This is a genomic window from Paraburkholderia sp. BGA-UO-ETr-F12 (genome assembly GCF_059567945.1).
In genome coordinates this window covers 635,191-656,837 of record NZ_JCAQOZ010000066.1, presented here as the reverse complement: position 1 = coordinate 656,837, position 21,647 = coordinate 635,191, and the positions used below count along the sequence as shown (strand labels likewise).

Genomic DNA, 21,647 nt, shown 5'->3' with positions numbered 1-21,647 from the left:
TGTGCCCGGTTTGTGCCCGGTTTGTGCCCGGTTTGTGCCCGTCCTCGTGCTGTAATCGTGATTGTCCGCCAGCGTGCCGGTGCCGCTCAGTTGCGAAGCGAGGTGCGGGTTGAGGCGGGCGGCGCTGCGTGGCGCAGTGTCGAACTCACAAGGCCATGTCGAACGCGGGCCTGAGGAACACCTCGATCGCCATCACGACAAGACTCATCGCGGCGGCTGCCAGCGTGAGCGTGCCGTATTCATCGTAGTGCGCGTCGTACACGCACGCCACGACGAACAGGATCGCCAGCAGGTTGGTCAGCCAGTAGAAATTCAGCGCCAAGGTCATCGATCAAATCCGGACTCACGCGCGACTCGTAGCGTCGAATCGCACTATTACGTGAGCCGGATTCTAGCGAGGTGAGCTTACGGATTCGCAACACCCCGGCTTACACTGCTTACGTTCTCCAGGACGCCCCGGAGGGCGTCTCCTCGCGAAACATCAAATCGTCTCGCGCTCGATCCAGTCGATCACCGAGTTACGTTTCGGCTGCCAGCCGAGCAGCTTGCGCGCGCGTTCACCGCGTACCCGGCTGTTCGATCCAAGCCCGTACGAAGCCATTTCGTAACCCCATTCCTTTTGCGCCGCTTCGAGCGGCCAGTCTTGCGGCTCACCGAGTTTCATCACGTGAGCGATGGCCGTACTCATGTCGCGGAACGACGCTTCGCCGCTCTCGACGAAATAGAAGGTGCCAGCCGGCGTCTTTTCCAATGCGAGGCGATAGAGCTCGGCGACGTCGTCGATATGCACGTTCGACCAGATGTTGCCGCCGCTGCCCACATGCCGCACCACGCCGCTCTTTTGCGCCTGACGCACGAGCCGCGGCAACTGGACGCTAGCACTGCCAGGCACCGCCCCATGGCCGTAGATCAGCGTATTGCACAGCACCGCCGAGCGAATGTTTTGCTGTGCGGCCGCGAGCACGAGTTGATCGATGGCGACGCGTGCCGCTTTATCCGCCGTCGGCTGGGGCAGGGCGTCCTCGTGATAGATGCGCGCCTCACCGGCCTTTCCACCCGACGCATCGCCCACGATGCTCGAGCCGCTCGTATGCAGAAACGGTTTGCCGGAACCGGCGAGGCCCTCGATCAGCGCTTTCACCGCGCCCTCGTGGTCGCTGCTCGCGGCGTTGATGACCGCGTCGGCGGCTTGTGCTTCGGCGATCAGCAATTCGCGGTCGTCGAGCGTGCCGATCACGGGTTCGATGCCGAGGCGTTGTAGTTCGGCGCTGTGTTCGGGCTTGCGGATCAAACCGCGTACTTGATGGCCTGCACGCACGAGGTGCGCCGCGATCGAACCGCCGATAAAGCCGCTTGCGCCAGTAACGAAAATCTTCAAGACGTTCTCCTTAATGGAAATACCGGAAACACTGGAAACACGATGCAATGCACGCAGTATCCGCCGTCTTGATTCTCGCAAAAAGCGTATTAGTCTCAAATCAATCTTGATTTTAAATCAACAATAAAGGCTTCCGGTGTGGATGCGCGGGCTTTCTTGCGCCGGCAACGGGCTCTCCTATAACTCAGTGACGCGCGCATGGGCAGGCCGGCTGCGCCGGCCGCCGGGGCGAATCTTTTTTTGGTCGCTTGCCGCTGTCTATTTTGAATGTGTATATACAAGTTATCCCGCAAGGTGAGCGGGTCCGGCGCGCCATACCCAGCGCTCGAAACGCTGACGGATGTGGCATGCGTGGCGCCAGCATTTAGTTCTAATGGAAACCCCTAGGTCGGAAGCTGCAAAAACAGGTTGTATATACAGGATGGCGACGCTAGACTTCTCTCAAATTGTATAGACAAGACAGGACACACCATGATGATTCTGAAACCCGGCTATCTGACCCTCCCGCAACTGCGCCAGATCGCACGCGAACACGTCGCGCTACAACTCGATCCCGCCAGCCACGCCGCCATCGACGCCTGCGCCAAAGCCGTCGCCGATATCGCCGCGAAGGGCGAGCCGGCATACGGCATCAACACGGGTTTTGGGCGCCTCGCCAGCACGCACATTCCGCACGACCAGCTCGAACTGCTGCAACGCAATCTGGTGCTGTCGCACGCGGTGGGCGTGGGTGAGCCGATGTCGCGTCCGGTGGTGCGCCTGTTGATCGCGCTGAAGCTCTCGAGCCTGGGCCGCGGCCACTCCGGTATCCGCCGCGAAGTGATGGAAGCACTGATTACGCTGTACAACGCCGACGTGCTGCCGGTGATTCCGGTCAAGGGTTCGGTCGGCGCTTCGGGCGACCTCGCGCCGCTCGCGCATATGTCGGCCACCCTGCTCGGCGTCGGCGAAGTGTTCGCGAAGGGCGAACGCATGCCGGCCACCGAAGGCCTCGCGCTGGTCGGCCTCAAGCCGCTCACGCTGCAGGCGAAGGAAGGTCTGGCGCTGCTGAACGGCACGCAGGCCTCCACCGCGCTCGCGCTCTACAACATGTTCGCCATCGAAGACCTGTACCGCACCGCGCTGGTGGCGGGCGCGTTGTCGGTGGACGCGGCGGCGGGTTCGGTCAAGCCGTTCGACGCGCGCATTCACGAACTGCGCGGCCATCAAGGCCAGATCGACGCGGCAGCGGCTTACCGTTCGCTGCTGCAAGGCTCGGCGATCAACGTTTCGCACGCCGACTGCGACAAGGTGCAGGACCCGTACAGCCTGCGCTGCCAGCCGCAGGTGATGGGCGCGTGCCTGGACCAGATGCGTCACGCAGCCGAGGTGCTGCTGCTCGAAGCGAACGCCGTGTCCGACAACCCGCTGATTTTCCCGGATACGGGCGAAGTGCTGTCGGGCGGCAATTTCCACGCTGAGCCGGTGGCATTCGCGGCCGACAACCTCGCGCTGGCCGTCGCTGAAATCGGCGCGCTGGCCGAACGCCGCATCGCGCTGCTGATCGACGCGACGCTGTCGGGTCTGCCGCCGTTCCTCGTACGCGACGGTGGCGTGAATTCGGGCTTCATGATCGCTCACGTGACGGCGGCCGCGCTCGCGTCTGAAAACAAGACGCTCGCGCATCCGGCGTCGGTCGATTCGCTGCCCACTTCCGCGAATCAGGAAGACCACGTGTCGATGGCCACGTTCGCTGCGCGCAAGCTCGGCGATATCGCCGAAAACGTCGCGAACATCCTCTCGATCGAGTTGCTTGCCGCCGCGCAGGGCGTCGATCTGCGCGCGCCGCACAAGACCAGCCCGAGCCTGCAGAAAGTGATGGACGCGGTGCGCAAGGATGTCGCGCACTACGAACTCGATCACTACTTCGCACCGGATATCGCGGCCGTCACGCGGCTCGTGCAGAACGGCACGATCGCGAAGCTGAGCCCGTTCTCGTTTGCCTCCGAACAGTAAACACTCAGTCAGGCAGAACCAGCCAATGAACGCACCGGCCTATCAGGGCATCAAGGACTTCATCCTCGGCCGCATCCATGCGGGCGAATGGGCTGAAGGCGATCAGGTGCCCTCCGAAAACGAACTTGCGCGTGAATTCAACGTCGCGCGCATGACGGTCAACCGCGCGTTGCGCGAGTTGACCTCGGAGCAGGTTCTCACGCGGGTGCAGGGCTCGGGCACCTTCGTAGCCCGGCCCAAGTACGAATCGACGCTGGTGGCGATCCGCAGCATCTCCGACGAAATCGTTGCGCGCGGCCATCGCTATCTGGCGAAGGTGCTGCACATCGGCGCGAGCATCGCCGACGAGGCGCTCGCCGAGGAAATGCAGGTGAGCGCGGGCAGTCCGGTGTTTCATTCGCGCGTGCTGCATTTTGAAAACGACGAACCGGTGCAACTCGAAGAGCGCTGGGTCAATCCGGTGGTTGCGCCTGAGTACGCGTTGCAGGACTTCACGAACACCACGCCGAATCAGTATCTGGTGCGCGTCGCGCCGCTGCAGCGCGTCGAGTACCGCATTGAAGCCCTGGCGGCGGACGCGGATACGCGTGAACTGCTGACCATGGACGAACTCGAGCCGTGCCTCGTGCTGCATCGGCGCACGTGGTCGCAAAGCCAGGTCGCCTCGATTGCCAATCTCTGGCATCCCGGCAGCCGCTATCGCTTCACCGGTCATTTCTGATTTCGCCGTATTTATCGATTCCTTTTCGACTTAATTTCCCGAATTCTTCCCGAACTTTTTCACGCATTCCGAGGGCCACCATGAACAACCCGAAACACATCGACCCGCGTCTGGACCCGACCCGCACGATCCGCGCACCGCGCGGTGCGGACAAGACTTGCAAGACCTGGATTGCGGAAGCCGCGTACCGGATGATCCAGAACAATCTGGACCCGGAAGTCGCCGAGCATCCGCACGCGCTGGTCGTCTACGGCGGTATTGGCCGTGCCGCGCGTAACTGGGATTGCTTCGATCAGATCCTCGCGTCGTTGAAGGATCTGAACGAGGACGAGACGCTGCTGATTCAATCGGGCAAGCCGGTCGGCGTGTTTCGCACGCATGCGGACGCGCCGCGCGTGCTGCTGGCGAATTCGAACCTGGTGCCGCATTGGGCGACGTGGGAACACTTCCACGAACTCGATCGCAAGGGCCTCATGATGTACGGCCAGATGACGGCGGGCAGCTGGATCTACATCGGCAGCCAGGGCATCGTGCAGGGCACCTACGAAACGTTCTTCTCGGTGGCGAACCAGCATTTCAACGGCGATCCGTCGGGCCGCTGGATTCTGACGGGCGGTTTGGGCGGCATGGGCGGCGCGCAACCGCTGGCCGCGACCATGGCCGGCTTCTCGATGATCGCGGTGGAATGCGATGAGACGCGCATCGACTTCCGTCTGAAGACCCGTTACGTCGACAAGAAGGCGAAGACGCTCGACGAAGCGCTCGCCATGCTCGACGAAGCGAAGAAGTCCGGCAAGCCGGTTTCGATCGGACTCCTCGGCAACGCCGCCGATGTGTTCGCCGAGTGCGTGACGCGCGGCATTACGCCGGATTGCGTGACCGACCAGACCAGCGCGCACGATCCGATTCACGGCTATCTGCCGCAAGGCTGGAGCGTCGAAGACTGGCGCGAGCGTCAGAAGACCGCGCCGGACAGCATCGTGACGCCGGCCAAGCAGTCGATGGCCAAGCAGGTTCAGGCGATGCTGGCGTTGCAGGCGCGCGGCGCGGCCACGCTCGACTACGGCAACAACATCCGCCAGATGGCGTTGGAAATGGGCGTCGAAAACGCCTTCGATTTCCCGGGCTTCGTGCCGGCGTACATCCGTCCGTTGTTCTGCGAAGGCAAGGGGCCGTTCCGCTGGGTCGCGCTGTCGGGCGATCCCGAAGATATCTACAAGACCGATGCGAAGGTCAAGGAACTGATTCCCGACGACCCGCATCTGCACAACTGGCTCGACATGGCGCGCGAACGCATTGCGTTCCAGGGGCTGCCGGCGCGGATTTGCTGGGTCGGCGTGAAGGATCGCTATCGTCTGGGCCAGGCGTTCAACGAAATGGTGAAGAACGGCGAACTGAAGGCGCCGATCGTGATCGGCCGCGATCACCTCGACACGGGTTCGGTCGCCAGCCCGAATCGCGAAACCGAATCGATGAAAGACGGTTCGGACGCAGTCAGCGACTGGCCGCTGCTCAATGCATTGCTGAACACGGCAGGCGGCGCGTCGTGGGTCTCGCTGCATCATGGCGGCGGCGTCGGCATGGGCTTCAGCCAGCACTCGGGTGTGGTGATCGTCGCTGACGGTACGGATGCCGCGAAGGAGCGCCTCGGCCGTGTGCTGTTCAACGATCCGGCAACCGGCGTGATGCGTCATGCGGATGCGGGCTATGAACTCGCGCAGGAAACGGCACGCGAGGCAGGCCTGAATCTGCCGATGCTGGGCCGTTGATCGTGGCGCTTCACAGCACGCCTCACAGCATGCCTCACAGCACGCTTGCCGGCGGTGCGGCAAGCACCACGCTGATTCGCGGCGCCGATCTCGTGGCGGCGCCGTGGAAAAACGGCGGCGGCGTCACGCGTGAAGTCGCGGCGTTTCCCGCCGGCGCGGGGCTCGACTCGTTCACGTGGCGGGTGAGCATTGCCGACGTGGCGCAAGCCGGACCGTTCTCGCGTTTTGCGGGTATCGATCGCACCCTGGCGCTGTTGTCGGGTGCGGGCATGCTGCTGGATGAAACCGATGCCACCGACGCGCACGCCGTGAAGACGTACGCGTTGACCCGGCCGCTCGATATCGCCCGGTTCGCGGGCGAAGCGCAAATCGATGCACGTCTCGTCGACGGCGCCACGCGCGACTTCAACCTGATGGTCCGCCGTGGCGCGGCGGTAGGTGAGAGCGAAGTGTGGCGCGGTGCGACGCAACGCGTATTGTCCACCGACGTGGTGTTGCTGTTCTGCGCGAGCGGTTCGGTCTCGCTCGCACTCGGCGACGAAGGCGAGGCGCATGTGCTTGAGGCAGACGACACACTGCGCATCGACACGCCGAATGCGTTGCCATGCACAGTGAAGGGCACCGGCACGGTGCTCGCGATCAGCATCCGCTATACGTGATAGCCACAATGATGACGACGATTCGCGTGCACGCTTAACTCCCGGCACAGGCCCGGCAAAGTGCGCCGCGAATCACCACAGACACGCAACGAGCTGCAAAGAGCACGCGATGAAGCAAACCGTCTGGCATCACCTGAAACTTTGCCCTCAGGGCGATCCCCAACACACGCTGCCCGATGCCGCGATTGCCGTTGAAGACGGCAAGATCGCATGGCTTGGCGCAGCGTCCGAGTTACCGGCTCACTACGCCGCATGGCCGCGCGAAGATTTGCACGGCGCGTGGGTGACGCCGGGTCTCGTCGATTGCCATACGCATCTGGTGTACGGCGGCCAGCGCGCGGATGAATTCGCGCAGCGCCTCGCCGGTGTCAGCTATGAAGAAATCGCGCGGCAGGGTGGCGGCATCGTCTCGACTGTGCGCGCCACGCGTGCCGCCGACGAAGACACGCTGTTCAGCCAGGCAGCCGCGCGTCTCGAACCGCTGCTCGCCGAAGGCGTCACGGCGGTCGAAATCAAATCCGGCTACGGCCTCGATCTCGCCAGCGAGCGCAAGATGTTGCGCGTCGCGCGTCGGTTAGGCGAGCGCTATCCGGTATCGGTCTATACGACGTTTCTCGGTGCCCATGCATTGCCGCCGGAGTTCGCGGGTCGGGCCGACGCGTATATCGACGAAGTCTGCAATACGATGCTGCCCGCGCTCGCCGATGAAGGCCTGGTCGACGCCGTCGACGTGTTTTGCGAGCGCATCGGCTTTTCGCTGGAACAAAGCGAGCGCGTGTTTCAGGCCGCCGGGCGCCACAATCTGCCGGTGAAAATGCACGCCGAGCAGTTGTCGAACAGCGGCGGCACGGCATTGGCCGCGCGACACCATGCGCTGTCCACGGATCACCTCGAATTCCTCGACGAAGCCGGCGTTGCCGCTATGCAGGCGTCCGGCACCGTCGCCGTGCTGCTGCCGGGCGCGTACTACTTCATTCGAGAGACGCAATTGCCGCCTTTGGACCTGCTGCGGCGCTATCAGGTGCCGATTGCGATTTCCACCGACAGCAATCCCGGCACGTCGCCCACTACGTCGCTGCTGCTGATGATGAACATGGCGACCACCTTGTTCCGCATGACGGTGCCCGAAGTGCTGCAGGGCGTGACCGTGCACGCGGCGCGCGCGCTCGGCAAGGCGGACCGGCATGGCTCGCTCGAAGTTGGGCGCGCGGCGGATTTCGCGGTGTGGTCGGTAGAAACGCTTGCCGAGCTGGCTTACTGGATTGGGCGTCCGTTGTGCGCGCAGGTCGTGCGCGCGGGCGAGACGGTTTATACGCGGCGTGATTTGAGCTAGGGCCTGAGAGATGATGCAATCAAAACAATCACTATTCGCCGATCACGCCTATCTACCCGACGGCTGGCGCCGCAATGTGCTGCTGGAATGGGACGCAGACGGCACGCTGACATCGGTTACGCCTGATACGGCGGTTGTTCCGGACGACGTGCAAAAAGCCGCGGGTCCCGTATTGCCAGGCATGCCGAATCTTCATTCGCATGCGTTTCAGCGCGCGATGGCCGGACTCACCGAGTATCGGGCGAACGCCACCGATAACTTCTGGAGCTGGCGCGATCTGATGTACCGTTTCGCCGCGCGGATCACGCCGGAAGGACTCGCTGCGGTCGCGCAGTGGCTCTACATCGAGATGCTGAAGGCGGGCTATACGTCGGTCTGCGAATTCCATTACGTGCACCACACGCCGGATGGCAGCCGCTATGCGAATCAGGCGGAGCTGGCACAGCGCGTGGTGGATGCAGCTTCGGCAAGCGGCATTGGCATGACGATGCTGCCCGTGCTGTATCAGTACAGCGGTTTCGGGGCGCGCGCACCGCGTGACGATCAGCAGCGCTTCATCAATACGCCGGAGAGTCTGCTCGATCTGCTCGGTACGCTGCGCGCGGCGCGTGCCGAGAGCGCCGTGTTGCGTTATGGGGTGGCGCCCCATTCGTTGCGCGCGGTGTCGGCCGATTCGCTGCGTACCTTGCTGAACGGTATCGATAGCAGCGCGCCGGTTCACATCCATATCGCCGAGCAGACCGCCGAAGTCGACGCCTGCCTCGAAACCGAAGGCGCCCGGCCGGTGCAATGGCTGCTGGATCGCTTCGACGTCGATAGCCGCTGGTGCCTCGTGCACGCCACGCATGTCGACGCGAACGAAACGCTGGCGCTTGCGAGAAGCGGCGCGGTTGCCGGTTTGTGTCTGACCACCGAAGCCAATCTCGGCGACGGCATTTTTCCGGCACACGAGTATCTTGACGCGCAAGGGCGCATCGGCATCGGCTCGGACAGCCATATCGGCGTCGACTGGCGTGCGGAATTGCGTTTGCTCGAATATGGTCAGCGCCTCACGCGCCGGCAACGCAATGTGCTCGCCTCGCCGCAGGCGACGTATGTGGCCGACCGCTTGTTCGACGCCGCGCTCGCGGGCGGCGCGCACGCCGCGGGGCGCGCGGTCGGCGCATTGCAGGCAGGCCGCCGCGCCGACTGGCTGGTGCTCGATGCGGATCATTCGAGCATTGCCGAGCACGCGCCCAACGCGTGGCTCTCGGGCGTTGTATTCTGCGAACATGGCGAGTCGCCGATTCGCGATGTCTACACGGGGGGCGACAAGATTGTCGAGAACCGCCGTCATCGTGACGAGGAGGGCGCTTTTACGCGCTATCGTGGGGCGCTCGCCGACTTGCTCCGCTAGGGTAATGCCGAGTGTCGCTGCTGCCGGTGCTGCCGGCAGCGGCGACATGCTCGCGTGAATGACTGAACAAGCCGAGTAAGCTGAGCCTTCGACTTTTATCGATTCCGGACTGATATGACCGCTTCGTCTACCGCAACCACTCCGCCGGTTTTCTCGCTGCAGCGGGGAAGCCTGCCGTTGCTGATTTCGATCCCGCATCTGGGCACGCAAATTCCCGCCGACATCGCCGCAACGATGACGCCGGCCGCGCAGCGCACCGACGACTGCGACTGGCATCTCGACCGACTCTACGCTTTCGCGAAGCGCATGGGCGCGTCGATCCTGGTGCCGACGTACGCGCGTTACGTGATCGACCTGAACCGCCCGCCCGATGGCGCGAATCTGTATCCGGGGCAGGACACCACCGGCTTGCTGCCGGTCGATACCTTCGACAAGGAGCCGCTGTACCTGGAAGGCCATCTGCCGACCGACGCCGAAGTCGCACGCCGGCGCGATGCTTACTGGAAGCCTTATCACGATGCGCTGGTGGGCGAACTGGCCGCGCTGAAGGCGAAGCATGGCAAGGTGTTGCTGTGGGAAGCCCATTCGATTCGCTCGCACGTGCCGCGATTTTTCGAAGGACGTTTGCCGGATTTCAACTTCGGCACATCCAACGGTGCCAGCGCGGTGGCCGGCGTAGCTGAAGAACTGGCCGCGATAGTCGAGCGGCACGGCGCTTATTCCGCTGTCGCCAACGGTCGCTTCAAGGGCGGCTATATCACGCGCGAGTACGGGCAGCCGTCGCAGGGCGTGCACGCGATACAGCTCGAGTTGTCGCAGATTACGTATATGGAGGAACAGATGCCGTATGCGTATGACGAAAGGCTGGCGGTGAAGGTCGAGCCTTTGCTGGAAGAACTGGTGGCGACGGCCTTGCAGCGCGTACGCGCAGCCTGACGGCGGCTGCCTGAAATGGCTACCTGAAGCGGCTACCTGAAGCCGTCGCCGTCGCGACTATTCCTCCCTTCTTCTCCACGCGGCTCAGCGCGCTTCGCGTTATGCGAGGCCGCAGCCGCGTCGGCTCGCACCGTAAAGGTGTAACAGCATGTGTCCGTGATTGCATGCTGCGGCGTTCGCGCCGAACGTATAGAGCGTCGAACAGGGTCTCGTTGCCGCGTTGAGGCGCGCGGCCATGCGCTGGGGATTGCATCGCGTCGAAGCGGCGTGGCCACAAAAAAGCCCCGCTTGTGGCGAGGCTCTCCGATACGCGCCGCGTGGCGGCGCTGCACAACAATTAGTGGCAGTGGCGTTCCCAGTGGTGATGAACGCGCACTTTGTGGCATACGGGGTGATGCTCATACGCCTGGGCGGGAGCGATCGCGCTCAGGGTGACAACGGTTGCTGCGATGGCGAGAACGATTTTCTTCATTACAGAATCCTTAAATCATGGTGATGGTGCTGATGCTGCAGCACGCGGCGTGCCGCAACGGGTCAAGAGGATGCCACATATCGCGCGTGCCGCGTGGGAACGCTGACCGAATGCATGGGTCAACTCAAAACGCCGGGCTTCGTGGCGATTTATCCCGGGACAGTGTGCGCTAGCGTGCTATTTCAACACGTCGACCGGTACGTAATACGCGTGCGGGCATTGCGCGCCACACACTGAAGCGGCTACCCTTTCAGAACGATGACGTGTACATATAGCGTCATCCATACATCGGGCAAAAAGATGGAAGACCCAGCGATGGAAGATTCCGACGAATTGCTGCTCCCGGTCTGGCGAGCGAACCTGCTGCTGCTGACCCGCGAGGTCGGCGCGGCAACCCGTCTGGCGCGCATGATGACCTTTTCCGCCAGCTACCTGAAATTGATGTTGTCCGGCCAGCGCGAATTCAGCGAGGAGTTCGTGCGTGGGGTCGAGGCGGTCACGGGCTTGCCGAATGGCTGGATGAACGTGCCGCATACCGGGCAGGACATCCCGGCCAATGCACGTGAGGCGATCGACAACGAACAGCCGCTCGCGCGTTTCCGCGGCACCGCGCATCCGGTGCGCAAGAAGACGGTGCTGCGGCCGCCCGAGCCGATTTTCGGTCAGGCGAACCCTGCGAAGCGCGTGGAAGAGGAGACGCTCGATGCCGAAGCGCATCGGCGGCAGGCCCACTTCCGCAAGGTTCGCGATCTGGCGATGCAGGACGTGCGGCGCTTAGAGCGGCATTTGAGTCATGCGCCCGTGGACCTTGCAACGATGCGATCGAAAGTGGAGGACGTGATCGCGGCCGCCGATCTCGACGACCCCATTCAGGCCGACCTCGCCGGGCGGCTCGAGCAGATCGAAAAGCATCGGCATTTGCTGCTCAGGCATGTTGAGCGGCTACAGGCCTTGCTCGGGCAAATCGGCGGAGCGGATTGAGCGCTGCGCTCGAGAGCCGGCGACCTAACGCCTGCGCCGCGCGTGGAATTCGCCTTCGAGTGTCCACGTCACGCCATCCTGCGCCAGCGCCACGCCGGTCCAGCGGAACGAATCCCGGCTGATCTCAGTGAAATTCCAGCGAATCGGCGTGCCGTCGGCATGGGTGCCGATCTGCACCAGATCGTCTCCGACGCGCCGGCCGGTCAGTTCATCGCGCTGACCGGTCAGCGGATTCAGATAAGTCACGCGCCACGCCCGCAGCGCCGGGTCCCACACCCGCAGCGTGGTGCCGTACATGCTGTCGGCGGGCGAGGGCGCGGCGTGACGCTCGCCGCGTGGCGGCATGATCCACACGTCTTGCACGGCACGGCCCTCGAGAACCCAGCCGAAATGAATCTCGCCGCGGCGTGGGGCCTGGCGGAGGTCGACGCGGCAATGCAGTACGTCCATGTCCCAACTGCCGATCAGCCAGCCGTACAGGTCGTCGGCAGCGTCGATTCCGGCGGCTCGCGCCGGGGCGCTCAAGGCAGCGTGAAAACCACGGTCGATAGTGTCGTCCAGCAGGTCCATCGGATGTGCTCCTTCGGTTGTCGAGTGAAAGCACGGGCGCCGCAACGTGCAAAACCGCGCCGGCCGCCGATGTGCTAAAACCACGATACGGACTCAGCCGAGGTGCGTCTTGGGGAAAATTGCCGTCACTTTGCAGCAGGCGCTGGCGCAACGCGCACGGGAAGGCACGCGCGGCGGCACCAGCGCGCGCCCATTGGCCCAAGGTGCGAGTTGGGCTGTTGCGGACATCCTCTGCACCTTCGGCCCCCGCGATCAGCCGTTCGAGGAACGGCACGCGGGCGTGTGCATTGCGATGGTGGTGGCCGGTTCGTTCGGCTACCGGAGCGCCACGGGACGCGCGCTGCTCACCCCCGGCGCGCTGCTGCTCGGCAATCCGGGCGACTGTTTCGAATGCGGTCACCGGCATGCGCCTGGCGATCGTTGCATCGCCTTTCATTACGCGCCGGCGTACTTCGAGCGGCTTGCCGCGGATGCGGGCATCGCGGGCGGCGATCTGAACTTCAGGCGCGCGCGGATTCCATCGCTGCCCGCCTTGTCGCCGCTGATCGCGCGCGCCTGTGCCGGCGCGCTAGAGGCAGGCGGCGCGGGTTGGGACGAACTCGCCGTTGAACTGGCCGTCTCGACGCTCAAGGCGGCGGGCGCATTGACGCGTGCGGAACCCGCCGCGAGCGCCGCAACCTGGTCGCGCGTGGCGCAAACGGTGCGCCTGATCGACGACACACTTGGTGCCGCGCACACGCTCACGAGCCTCGCGGGTGCTGCGGGCCTGAGCGAGTTCTACTTCCTGCGCACGTTCCAGCGCGTGACCGGCGTGACGCCGCATCAGTATCTATTGCGGGCGCGTTTGCGGGCGGCGGCGCTGCGGCTTCGCGACGATAGCGCGAAGGTCGTCGATATCGCGCTCGATTGCGGCTTCAACGATCTGTCGAATTTCAACCATGCATTTCGCGCGGAGTTCGCGTCGAGCCCGCTTGCGTGGCGAGCGCGAGGCAGGGCGCGTCGCACATGACCCGGTGCGCGCCGTTTGCGACGGCGGCCGCCGCGTTGGCGCTGCTTGCGTGCGTGGCGGCTGCGCGGGCTGAGGGTCGAGATGCAAGCGGCCCGGGCGCATCGAGCATCGCCGGCACCCCCAACGACGACCTTTCCCCTTCGACGATCGAGCGTGACGTCCACCTCTTCGTGATCCAGAAAGACGGCTCTGTCGAAGAACATGACGATACGGTTTTGCGCGCCAACACGACGAGCGGCGTCGACGATATCGCGCAACGTTACGTGTGGTTCAACAAGGACATCGAGCAGGTGCAATTGCTCGCCGCTGAAACGATCGATCCGGATGGCGTCGCGCATCCGGTCGGCCCCGAAGCGATTCGCGACGTGCAGGAACCGCGCTCGGCCGGCGCGCCGAGTTTCGAAGACGGGGTGTTGCGCACGGTGATCTTTCCGGGCGTCGAACCCGGCGCACGGGTGCATCTGGCGTTTCGCAAGACCCGCGCGAAAGCGCTACAGGCGGGCACGTTCGCGTACCTGGTCGAACCGACTCGCGACCCCGTCGAGTTGCAGCGCCTGATCTTCGATCTGCCCGCCGACGTACCCCTCTATGCCGATGCGCGCGGCTACGTCGCGCTGCCGTCCGTCACCGCGAACGGCCGTACCCGCTACGAGTTCGATTACCGGCACGGTCCTTACGCGCCGCTTGAAGCGGGCGCGGTAGGCTATGCGAACTGGGGCGACCGGCTGATGGTGTCGACGGTGCCGGACTTCGCGAACTTCGCCGCGCGTTATCGCGGTCCTGCTGCCGACGCGACGATGAGCGACCCGGCGATCATCCGGCTCGCGCAAGGCCTGACTGCGCAGGCGAGCGACGCGCGCGCGAAAGCACGGATCCTGTACGACTGGATGCGTTTGAATATTCGCTACGTGGCGCTGTTTCTCGGCGAGACGGCGGCGATTCCGCATAAGGCGGTCGACATCCTGCGCAATCGCTATGGCGACTGCAAGGATCACGTCGCCTTGTACAGCGCGCTGTTGGCCGCGGTTGGCATCCGCAGCGAGGCTGTGCTGCTCAATCTCGGGCCGTACTACAATTTGCCGTCCGTGCCGGGATATGGAAGCAGCGCGATCAATCACGCAATCATCTGGATTCCTGATCTATCGTTATTTGCCGACACTACGGCGGGCGGCGTGAGTTTTGGCTACCTGCCGCCGAGCGTGATGGACCGGCCGGTTTTGCTGGTCGACGAGGGCACACTGTCACGCACGCCGGCCACCCAGTTGCGCGAACGCACGGCACGCCTGCAGATCGACGTCGATGAGCATGGGGCGGCAAGTTACGCTTATCGCGTGGAGGATAGCGGCTATACGGCGGAGCTCGAACGTAATCTGTTTCGACGGGCAACGCGGCAGGGCACCCAGCAGATTGCCGCGAATCGTCTGTTGCAGACCGGCTTGCACGGCACAGCGCATTTGCAGACCGGCGACGTGGCCGCCACGGATGGCCCTTTTTCCACTTCGATGCAGGGACGCGTGGAGCATTTCGTCTGGACCGATGGGACGACCGCTGTGCCGGCCCTGACGAGCTTGTCCGGCGGCATGGCCGGGCAGGTGCAGGCGTGGCTGGCGCAACCGTCGAGAACGCAGCCTTGGGCGTGTCTGGGAGGAACGTTCGACGAAACACAGGAGCTGACGCTGCCGAGCTTCGTCCATGTGGCGGATGTGCCGCCGGATGCCGCGGTGAAGGATCGTTTCTTCGAGTTTTCTTCCCGCTATGTGTTCGATCCTGTTGCGCGGGTCTTGCAGGTGAGGCGCCATCTTCAGGCCGCATTCGGGCACCAGATGTGCTCGGCCGATGAGTTCGCCGGTGTGAAGGACGACCTTGTGCGGATCGAGCGGGATCTCGATGCCGAGGTGGTGGTGAAGGTGATCAGATAGGCGCGCGTGGTGTCCGTACGGGCATCGATATCGGCCGAGGCGATATAACAGCACCGCCTCGGCCGCAGGAAACTACACCGCGAAGTTGCAGACTTGACCACTACAAACGAAGACCCTTAACTTCCGCTCTTGGTCACGATCGGAACCCACGCCCCGTTCTTGACCTGGTACAGCGTGGAAGCGCCGCTCTTCAGCGCCCCGGTGCTGTCGAAAGAAATCTTGCCTGTCACGCCGTCGTAGTCGATCGCTTTGAGAACCGGCCGATAAACTGCTGGTGACGTGGATTTCGCCTGTTGCATCGCCTTGATCGCAGCCCATGCGCCGTCATAGCCAAACGGTGCGTACGACAGGATGTCCACCCCGAAGCGCTTCTTGAACTTCGCGGAAAAGTCCTTGCCGCCCGGCAACTGGGCCAAGGGCCTGCCGTATTCCCAGGCCATCGCGCCTTCGGACGGCTCGCCGGCGAGCTTGATGAAGTCCTCATCCATCACGCCGCCGCCGCCCACCAGTTGCGCGTTCAAGCCCAATTGCTTCATCCGCTTCGCGAAGCCCGCCGCCTGGGTATCCAGCCCGCCGAAGAAAACCAGATCCGCATTGGCCGCCTTGATTCTGGTGATCTGCGTGCTGAAGTCCACCGCGTGATTGTCGGTGTATTCGCGCGTCACGATGTTGCCGCCATGCGCTTTCACCGCTTTCTCGAACTCGTCGGCTTCGCCCTGGCCGAACGCCGTGCGGTCGTCGATGATCGCGATGCGTTTGGCCTTCGTCACCTCCACGGCGTAGACGCCCGCGTTGCCGGCGTTCTGCGCATCGGTGGAAATCACCATGAAGGTGTTAGCGAAACCGCGCCCCGTAATGACCGGATTGGTCGCGGCCGGATCGATCACCGGAATGCCGGCCTGCTCATACACCTGCGAGGCGGGAATCGTCGTGCCCGAATTGAAGTGGCCGACGACCGCCGATACGCCCGCGTCCACCAGCTTCTGCGCGGCCTGCACCCCGATACGCGGGTCGGCCTGGTCGTCTTCCGAGACGAGCTGGAATTGTGCGACCTTGCCGCCGATCTTGAGCTTCTGGGCGTTGGCTTCTTCGATCGCAAGCCGGACACCGTTCTCCAGATCTTTCCCATAGCCGGCGTTGGCGCCTGTGAGCGGCGCGGCGAAGCCGATCTTCACCGGCAGGTCGTCGGCGAAACTGGCTAGCGGCGCGATCGCGAGGGCAGCGCCAACAAATAGAGCAAGCGGTTTCAGCGTGTTGTGAAGACTCATGTCTCTCTCCTTCGACAGTTTCAGGTTTGCGGGCAGCAAGCGGTAACGCTGGATCGACGTGCCGTGGCGTTCACATGCCGGTCAATCTGGCGCGAATATAGAAAGCCAATTTATGAGCGTCTTGGCAGTTCGCGGCGCTTTGAATGAGCATTTCGGCATAGGCCGTGCAGCGCTTAGGCTGGCGGCCTGTCAGCGGCGGCGCGCGGGTGCGGATTGCGGCATATGCTTAAGAAACGGGGCGGCCTGTATTTGCCGAAGAAGCGAAGGGCGGCCCGCAGAAGCCGCCCGGGAAACCGGCGCGAGCGCGCCGGCTTGACTGCTGCGGTGCAGTTGCGCAAACGGGCGTTCGCATAGCACCGGTGAAAAATCTGAGGCCCGGCCGAATCGCCCGATGCGACCGGCCGCAAGCTAAAACGATGCGCTCAATGCTCGCCTTGCTGTCGCAGCAATTCTTCACGCAGACGTAGCAGGGGCGCCTTGGTCTCTTCGTCCGCCCAGGTGTCGAGATCGTCGATCGCGCGCTGGCAGCCGTCGAGCACCAGGTCGAGATCCACCGGCACGCCGTTGTTCAACGCGAATTCGATGGTCTCGGCGAACTGCTGGCACTCGTCCTCGCCGTAGGAAATGTCGAGGTTGTCGGCGATGACTTCGGCGATGTTGCTACGCGCCTTGTCGTCGGGCGTCACCATATCGACGATGCCGCGCGCCACGGCCGGCGAATAGTAAAGCGCGATGTCGAGCCACTGTGCGGGGTCGAAGTCGGCCTGGTCGAACTGGCTCTCGAAGAACTCGATCGCCTCCTGTTCGTGCGCTTCGTCCGCGTCGACACTCATGCACAACTGCTCAAAAAATTCTTCCCGCTCGCTGCGGATATAACCGTCCATCAATGCCTCGTCTGCTGAATGCCGGATGCCCGGATGCCCGGATGCCCGGATGCCCGGATGCCCGGATGCCCGGATGCCCGGGTGATTGACGCCCGGACGCCAAAAAAATGCGGCGTAGGCGGCCGGCGGCCTGAGCCTACGCGGCACGCATTATAGGACGCTCAGTTGACAAATGCGGGTTGGGCGCCGCGTGCCGGTTCGAACCACAGCAGACACGCGAGGCTGCCGGGTGCGTGTCGAGCCGCGCGAGTGCCGGGCGGTTATCCCCGTCTCAGGCCGTTTCCGCGACCCAGGCGTCGAACCATTCACGCGGTTGCGCGATTTCGCTCTGCGCGGCGACCAGTTCCAGCTCGTAGCGCCCGGCTTGCCACGTTGCCTTGACGACAGCGTTCACGGCGGCCAGCGTATGCTCGAAGGCCGCGCGAATCGAATCGCCCAGCAGCGTGCGCGCGACAAACACTGCGCTCGTCAAATCGCCGACGCCCACTGGCTGCCGCGCGAACGGGTAGAGGGGGCGCTGGCCCATCCAGGCCTCACGCTCGGTGACGACCAGCATGTTGAAGCGGTCGGCGGGGCTATTGCGATCGAGCAGATGTTTGACCAGCACAAGCTTCGGTCCACGGGCAATGACCTCGCGGCACGCGGTCACGGCTTCTTCGAGCGTCTCGATCTCCCGGCCCACGAGGCGCTGCAACTCGGTATGGTTCGGCGCCATCGCGTCGGCCACTGCCGGCATGGTGCGGACGAGAAACTCCTGGATACCCGGTTCGACCTTGCAGCCGCTCGTGGCGCCCATGACCGGATCGCAGAAGTACCACGCGCGCGGGTTGGCGGCCTTCACGGCCTTGACGATTTCCACTACCGATTGCGCCTGCTCGGGCGTGCCCAGATAGCCCGACAGCACGGCATCGCAGCGCGGCAGCACGCCGATTGCGCCGATACCGTCGACCAGATCTTCCATCTCCGATGCCTGAATCGCACCGCCGGTCCAATGACCGTATTGCGTGTGGTTCGAGAACTGCACGGTATTGAGCGGCCAGACATTCACGCCGAGCCGGCGCATCGGAAACACGGCCGCGCTGTTACCGGCGTGCCCGAAGACGACATGTGACTGAATGCTCAGAACGTTTTTCGTCATGGTGTGGCCCGCGCAAGCAGGAATGCGCGATTAATGGGAACGGACGGACGGCCGCGGCGGCGAACCGGCCGTGGCCGGCCGCCCGAAGCGGCGTGACTCTTTCAATGGTTTAACTCTTTTAGATAGTGCAAGAAAAATGCGCGATCTGCACAGAGAGAAAACAATACATGAGTTTGTCACAGGCGAGTTGATCCGTCCCCGTGTTGTTGCGTCGAACCATCACAAGAAGGATCAGGCGAGTTCCCGATACAGCGCGAGATAGCGCTCGGCCGAGGCGCCCCAGCCGAAATCCTGGCGCATCGCCCTCCGTTGGGTGGCTTTCCACTCGGTGCGGCGGCCATGGAGCGCAAACGCGCGGCGGATCGCCGCTGAGAGGCCTTTCGGCTCGAAGCGCTCGAACACGAAGCCGGTGGCGAGATCGTCGGCGAGATTTTCGAGCGACGCGTCGACCACCGTATCCGCCAGCCCGCCGACACAATGCACGAGCGGCAGCGACCCATAAGCCAGCGCGTACAGTTGCGTCAGCCCGCAAGGTTCGAAGCGCGACGGCACCGCGATCACGTCGCTGCCCGCGACGATCGTATGCGCCAGGGTTTCGTCGAAACCCAGTTCGACCGCCACCGATTCCGGATGAGAGTGCGCGACCCGTTTCAAACCGTTTTCGAGCGCCGGGTCGCCGGTGCCGAACACCACCAGCTGGCCGCCGCGTTTGACAATTTCGGGGACCGTTTCGAGCAGCAGGTCGAGGCCTTTCTGCTCGGTGAGCCGGCTCACCACGCCGAATAGCAGCGCATCGCTTTTCTGCGCGAGGCCGAAGCGCTTCTGCAAGGCCTCCTTGCACGCCGCTTTGCCGGCCAGACGGGTGGCCGTGTAGTGATCTTCGAGCAGCGCGTCGGTGGCGGGATTCCACACCGAGTAGTCGACGCCGTTCAGGATGCCGCTCAGATCGTGCGAGCGATGGCGCAGCAAGGCATCGAGGCCGCCGCCCTGGGCGAGGGTCTGGATTTCGCGGGCGTAGGTCGGGCTCACGGTGGTGATGCGGTCGCTGTAGTAGAGGCCGGCCTTGAGGAACGATAACTGCCCATAGAATTCGACCCCGTGCATGCTGAAGAAGTCGTCCGGCAAGCCTAACTGGCCGAACTGGTGCGCCGGAAAGACCCCTTGGTACGCGAGGTTGTGCACCGTGAAGATGCTGCGCGCGAACCGGCGCCCATGCTCCCGTTCGGCCGCCTTCAGATAGGCGGGCGCGAGTCCGGCGTGCCAGTCGTGCGCGTGGACGATCTGCGGTGCCCACTGCGGATCGAGGTGCTGCGCCAGTTGGGCGGCAACCCAGCCGAGCAGGGCGAAGCGTTGCGCATTGTCGCCGTACGGAACGTGTTCGTCGTTCAGATAGGGGTTGCCGGGACGGTCGTACAGGGTGCCGGCGCGGATCACATAGACGCTCAGGCCGTTCGACGGCAGCGTGCCTAGTTCGAGGGTGACGTCTGGTGCGTCGAAACGGCGGCCCATCTGCGCCACCGGCCGCAAGTCGGTCAAGCCGGCGACCACGGCGGGAAAACCGGGCAGCAGCACCCGCACATCGGCGCCGCGCTCGATCAGCGCAGGCGGCAACGCGCCCGCGACGTCGGCGAGACCGCCCGTTTTGAGGAGGGGATACAGCTCGCTTGCGACGTGCAGGGCGCGAATCGTCATAGGCTCGGTCTCGTTCCTGTTAGAGCGGGTTTGCCGTCAGGTCGGTGTAAACGGCGCAAACCGGGTAAGCGGTGGGCACGGTGCAACGGGTGCAACGGTAGCGGCAACGCTCGCCGGTTCGTCATGCCGTTCCGGCGAGCGTCACGTTCTCCGTCACTTTCCCTTCTTCTGCAGCGCCTCGGGCGTCACCAGCACCACGCCGTCGTCGGTGCGATAAAAGCGTTCGGCGTCGGCTACCGGGTCTTCGCCGATGATGGTGCCGTCCGGAATGGTGCAGCCGCGGTCTATCACCACTTTTTGCAACCGGCAGCTCGCGCCGACGGTGACCTGCGGCAATAAGACTGCCTCATTGATGTTACAGAACGAACTCACTTTCACATTCGACGACAGCACCGAGCGCGAAATCTGCGAACCCGAAATCACGCAGCCGCCGCATACGATCAGGTTGTTGCCGGTGCCTTGCAGGCCTTTCATGTCGCGGACGAACTTGGCGGGCGGCAGTTGCTCCTGGTACGTCCAGATCGGCCAGTTGCGGTCGTACAGGTCGAGCGTCGGAATGGTGGAGGCGAGGTCCAGATTGGCTGCCCAGTAGGCGTCGATCGTGCCGACGTCGCGCCAGTAGGGCTCCACGCTCGGATCCGACGACACGCAGGACATGCTGAACGGATGCGCAATCGCCGTGCCTTGCGTGACGACCCGCGGCAGGATGTCTTTGCCGAAGTCGTGATCGGTATCGACGCTCGAGATGTTTTCTTCGAGCAACGTGTACAGATAATCTGCGCTGAATACGTAGATGCCCATGCTGGCCAGCGCCACGTCCGGACGGCCCGGAATGGAGGGCGGATCGGCGGGTTTCTCGACGAAGCCGGTCACGCGCCGGTTTTCATCCACATGCATCACGCCGAAGGCCACGGCGTCCATGCGCGGCACCTCGATGCAGCCGACCGTGCAATCCGCGCCGCTTTCCGCGTGATCCGCGAGCATGCGCGTGTAGTCCATCTTGTAGATATGGTCACCCGCTAGCACCACCACGTACTTCGGCCGGATCGAGCGGATGATGTCGAGGTTCTGGAACACGGCGTCGGCGGTGCCGCGGTACCAGTGAGCGCCTTCCACACGCTGCTGCGCCGGCCACAGATCGATGAACTCACCGAATTCGCCGCGCAGGAAGCCCCAGCCGCGCTGCAGGTGGCGCAATAGCGAATGTGCCTTGTATTGCGTGACGACCGCGATACGGCGGATGCCGGAGTTCAGGCAATTGGAGAGCGCGAAGTCGATGATCCGGTACTTGCCGCCAAAGTGCACCGCCGGTTTGACGCGCTTGTTGGTGAGCGGCCCGAGCCGCGTGCCGCGCCCGCCTGCAAGGACAATGGCGAGGGTAGTGCGTTGCAGATCGTTCAGCCGTGCCGGAGTTTCCATGTCTGTCTCCTTTGTCGGCCAGAGTTGGCGTGTTAGCGCCTGCTTTGAGCCGATGCAACATAGTTGCTGATTAGTATGCCCCGGATGGTCTTGTGCTTTTTTCGCTCC

At 63.7% G+C, this 21,647-nt stretch carries 19 protein-coding genes; 10 read left to right on the top strand and 9 right to left on the bottom strand.

Annotated elements, in window-relative coordinates; translation table 11 throughout:
• Nucleotides 1-145: 145 nt before the first annotated feature.
• Together AC57B6_RS36485 and AC57B6_RS36480 are read right to left on the bottom strand one after the other, a co-directional pair.
• Entirely contained in the window at nucleotides 146-328 is a 183-nt protein-coding gene (locus AC57B6_RS36485; protein ID WP_030103586.1) for a hypothetical protein, read from the bottom strand.
• A gap of 153 nt (nucleotides 329-481) precedes the next feature.
• Nucleotides 482-1,378, bottom strand: coding sequence for an NAD-dependent epimerase/dehydratase family protein (locus tag AC57B6_RS36480; protein WP_496423141.1), 897 nt, complete (start codon nucleotides 1,376-1,378; stop codon nucleotides 482-484).
• Nucleotides 1,379-1,849: 471 nt separating this feature from the next.
• Here AC57B6_RS36480 and hutH point away from each other — a divergent pair, with 471 nt between their 5' ends.
• The 7 genes from hutH (at nucleotide 1,850) to hutG (ending at nucleotide 10,187) form a co-directional block, all read left to right on the top strand.
• A complete protein-coding gene (hutH, locus tag AC57B6_RS36475) occupies nucleotides 1,850-3,373 on the top strand; it encodes a histidine ammonia-lyase (protein ID WP_102857373.1) in 1,524 nt (507 codons plus the stop codon).
• A 25-nt stretch (nucleotides 3,374-3,398) separates the two neighbouring features.
• Nucleotides 3,399-4,094, top strand: coding sequence for a histidine utilization transcriptional repressor HutC (gene hutC, locus AC57B6_RS36470; protein WP_102857374.1), 696 nt, complete (start codon nucleotides 3,399-3,401; stop codon nucleotides 4,092-4,094).
• An 80-nt stretch (nucleotides 4,095-4,174) separates the two neighbouring features.
• Nucleotides 4,175-5,863: a urocanate hydratase gene (hutU, locus tag AC57B6_RS36465; RefSeq protein ID WP_046565879.1), complete on the top strand. Its 1,689-nt coding sequence runs from the start codon at nucleotides 4,175-4,177 to the stop codon at nucleotides 5,861-5,863.
• Between the two features lie 29 nt (nucleotides 5,864-5,892).
• Complete coding sequence (locus AC57B6_RS36460; RefSeq protein WP_178368731.1) at nucleotides 5,893-6,522, top strand: HutD/Ves family protein; 630 nt, start codon at nucleotides 5,893-5,895, stop codon at nucleotides 6,520-6,522.
• A gap of 109 nt (nucleotides 6,523-6,631) precedes the next feature.
• Complete coding sequence (gene hutI / locus AC57B6_RS36455) at nucleotides 6,632-7,855, top strand: imidazolonepropionase (protein WP_178368730.1); 1,224 nt, start codon at nucleotides 6,632-6,634, stop codon at nucleotides 7,853-7,855.
• A gap of 10 nt (nucleotides 7,856-7,865) precedes the next feature.
• Nucleotides 7,866-9,251, top strand: coding sequence for a formimidoylglutamate deiminase (locus AC57B6_RS36450; RefSeq protein WP_496423140.1), 1,386 nt, complete (start codon nucleotides 7,866-7,868; stop codon nucleotides 9,249-9,251).
• A gap of 114 nt (nucleotides 9,252-9,365) precedes the next feature.
• A complete protein-coding gene (hutG, locus tag AC57B6_RS36445) occupies nucleotides 9,366-10,187 on the top strand; it encodes an N-formylglutamate deformylase (protein WP_106353544.1) in 822 nt (273 codons plus the stop codon).
• A 337-nt stretch (nucleotides 10,188-10,524) separates the two neighbouring features.
• Here the strand turns inward: hutG and AC57B6_RS36440 are convergent, their stop codons facing one another.
• The gene (locus AC57B6_RS36440; RefSeq protein ID WP_256737767.1) at nucleotides 10,525-10,659 is read right to left on the bottom strand and encodes a hypothetical protein; all 135 of its coding nucleotides are present in this window, start codon (nucleotides 10,657-10,659) and stop codon (nucleotides 10,525-10,527) included.
• A gap of 315 nt (nucleotides 10,660-10,974) precedes the next feature.
• Between AC57B6_RS36440 and AC57B6_RS36435 the strand changes: the two genes are divergently transcribed.
• A complete protein-coding gene (locus AC57B6_RS36435; protein ID WP_496423139.1) occupies nucleotides 10,975-11,640 on the top strand; it encodes a hypothetical protein in 666 nt (221 codons plus the stop codon).
• A 24-nt stretch (nucleotides 11,641-11,664) separates the two neighbouring features.
• On the opposite strand, the gene AC57B6_RS36430 is transcribed toward AC57B6_RS36435, so the two are convergent.
• A complete protein-coding gene (locus AC57B6_RS36430; RefSeq protein ID WP_496423138.1) occupies nucleotides 11,665-12,210 on the bottom strand; it encodes a hypothetical protein in 546 nt (181 codons plus the stop codon).
• 109 nt (nucleotides 12,211-12,319) lie between these two features.
• Here AC57B6_RS36430 and AC57B6_RS36425 point away from each other — a divergent pair, with 109 nt between their 5' ends.
• Nucleotides 12,320-13,219, top strand: a complete 900-nt coding sequence (locus tag AC57B6_RS36425) for a helix-turn-helix transcriptional regulator (protein ID WP_496423137.1) — start codon at nucleotides 12,320-12,322, stop codon at nucleotides 13,217-13,219.
• The gene (locus AC57B6_RS36420; RefSeq protein WP_496423136.1) at nucleotides 13,216-15,138 is read left to right on the top strand and encodes a DUF3857 domain-containing transglutaminase family protein; all 1,923 of its coding nucleotides are present in this window, start codon (nucleotides 13,216-13,218) and stop codon (nucleotides 15,136-15,138) included. Before AC57B6_RS36425 ends, AC57B6_RS36420 begins: the two co-directional genes overlap by 4 nt.
• 116 nt (nucleotides 15,139-15,254) lie before the next feature.
• Here AC57B6_RS36420 and AC57B6_RS36415 read toward each other — a convergent pair whose 3' ends face one another.
• The 5 genes from AC57B6_RS36415 to glgC form a co-directional block, all read right to left on the bottom strand.
• Nucleotides 15,255-16,406: a branched-chain amino acid ABC transporter substrate-binding protein gene (locus AC57B6_RS36415; protein ID WP_030103575.1), complete on the bottom strand. Its 1,152-nt coding sequence runs from the start codon at nucleotides 16,404-16,406 to the stop codon at nucleotides 15,255-15,257.
• Nucleotides 16,407-16,828: 422 nt separating this feature from the next.
• Nucleotides 16,829-17,290: a hypothetical protein gene (locus AC57B6_RS36410; RefSeq protein ID WP_030103574.1), complete on the bottom strand. Its 462-nt coding sequence runs from the start codon at nucleotides 17,288-17,290 to the stop codon at nucleotides 16,829-16,831.
• 271 nt (nucleotides 17,291-17,561) lie between these two features.
• Nucleotides 17,562-18,428: a pyridoxal kinase PdxY gene (gene pdxY, locus AC57B6_RS36405; protein ID WP_030103573.1), complete on the bottom strand. Its 867-nt coding sequence runs from the start codon at nucleotides 18,426-18,428 to the stop codon at nucleotides 17,562-17,564.
• Between the two features lie 231 nt (nucleotides 18,429-18,659).
• A complete protein-coding gene (gene glgA / locus AC57B6_RS36400; RefSeq protein WP_030103572.1) occupies nucleotides 18,660-20,120 on the bottom strand; it encodes a glycogen synthase GlgA in 1,461 nt (486 codons plus the stop codon).
• Between the two features lie 153 nt (nucleotides 20,121-20,273).
• Nucleotides 20,274-21,539, bottom strand: a complete 1,266-nt coding sequence (gene glgC, locus AC57B6_RS36395) for a glucose-1-phosphate adenylyltransferase (RefSeq protein WP_030103571.1) — start codon at nucleotides 21,537-21,539, stop codon at nucleotides 20,274-20,276.
• Between the last annotated feature and the right edge of the window lie 108 nt (nucleotides 21,540-21,647).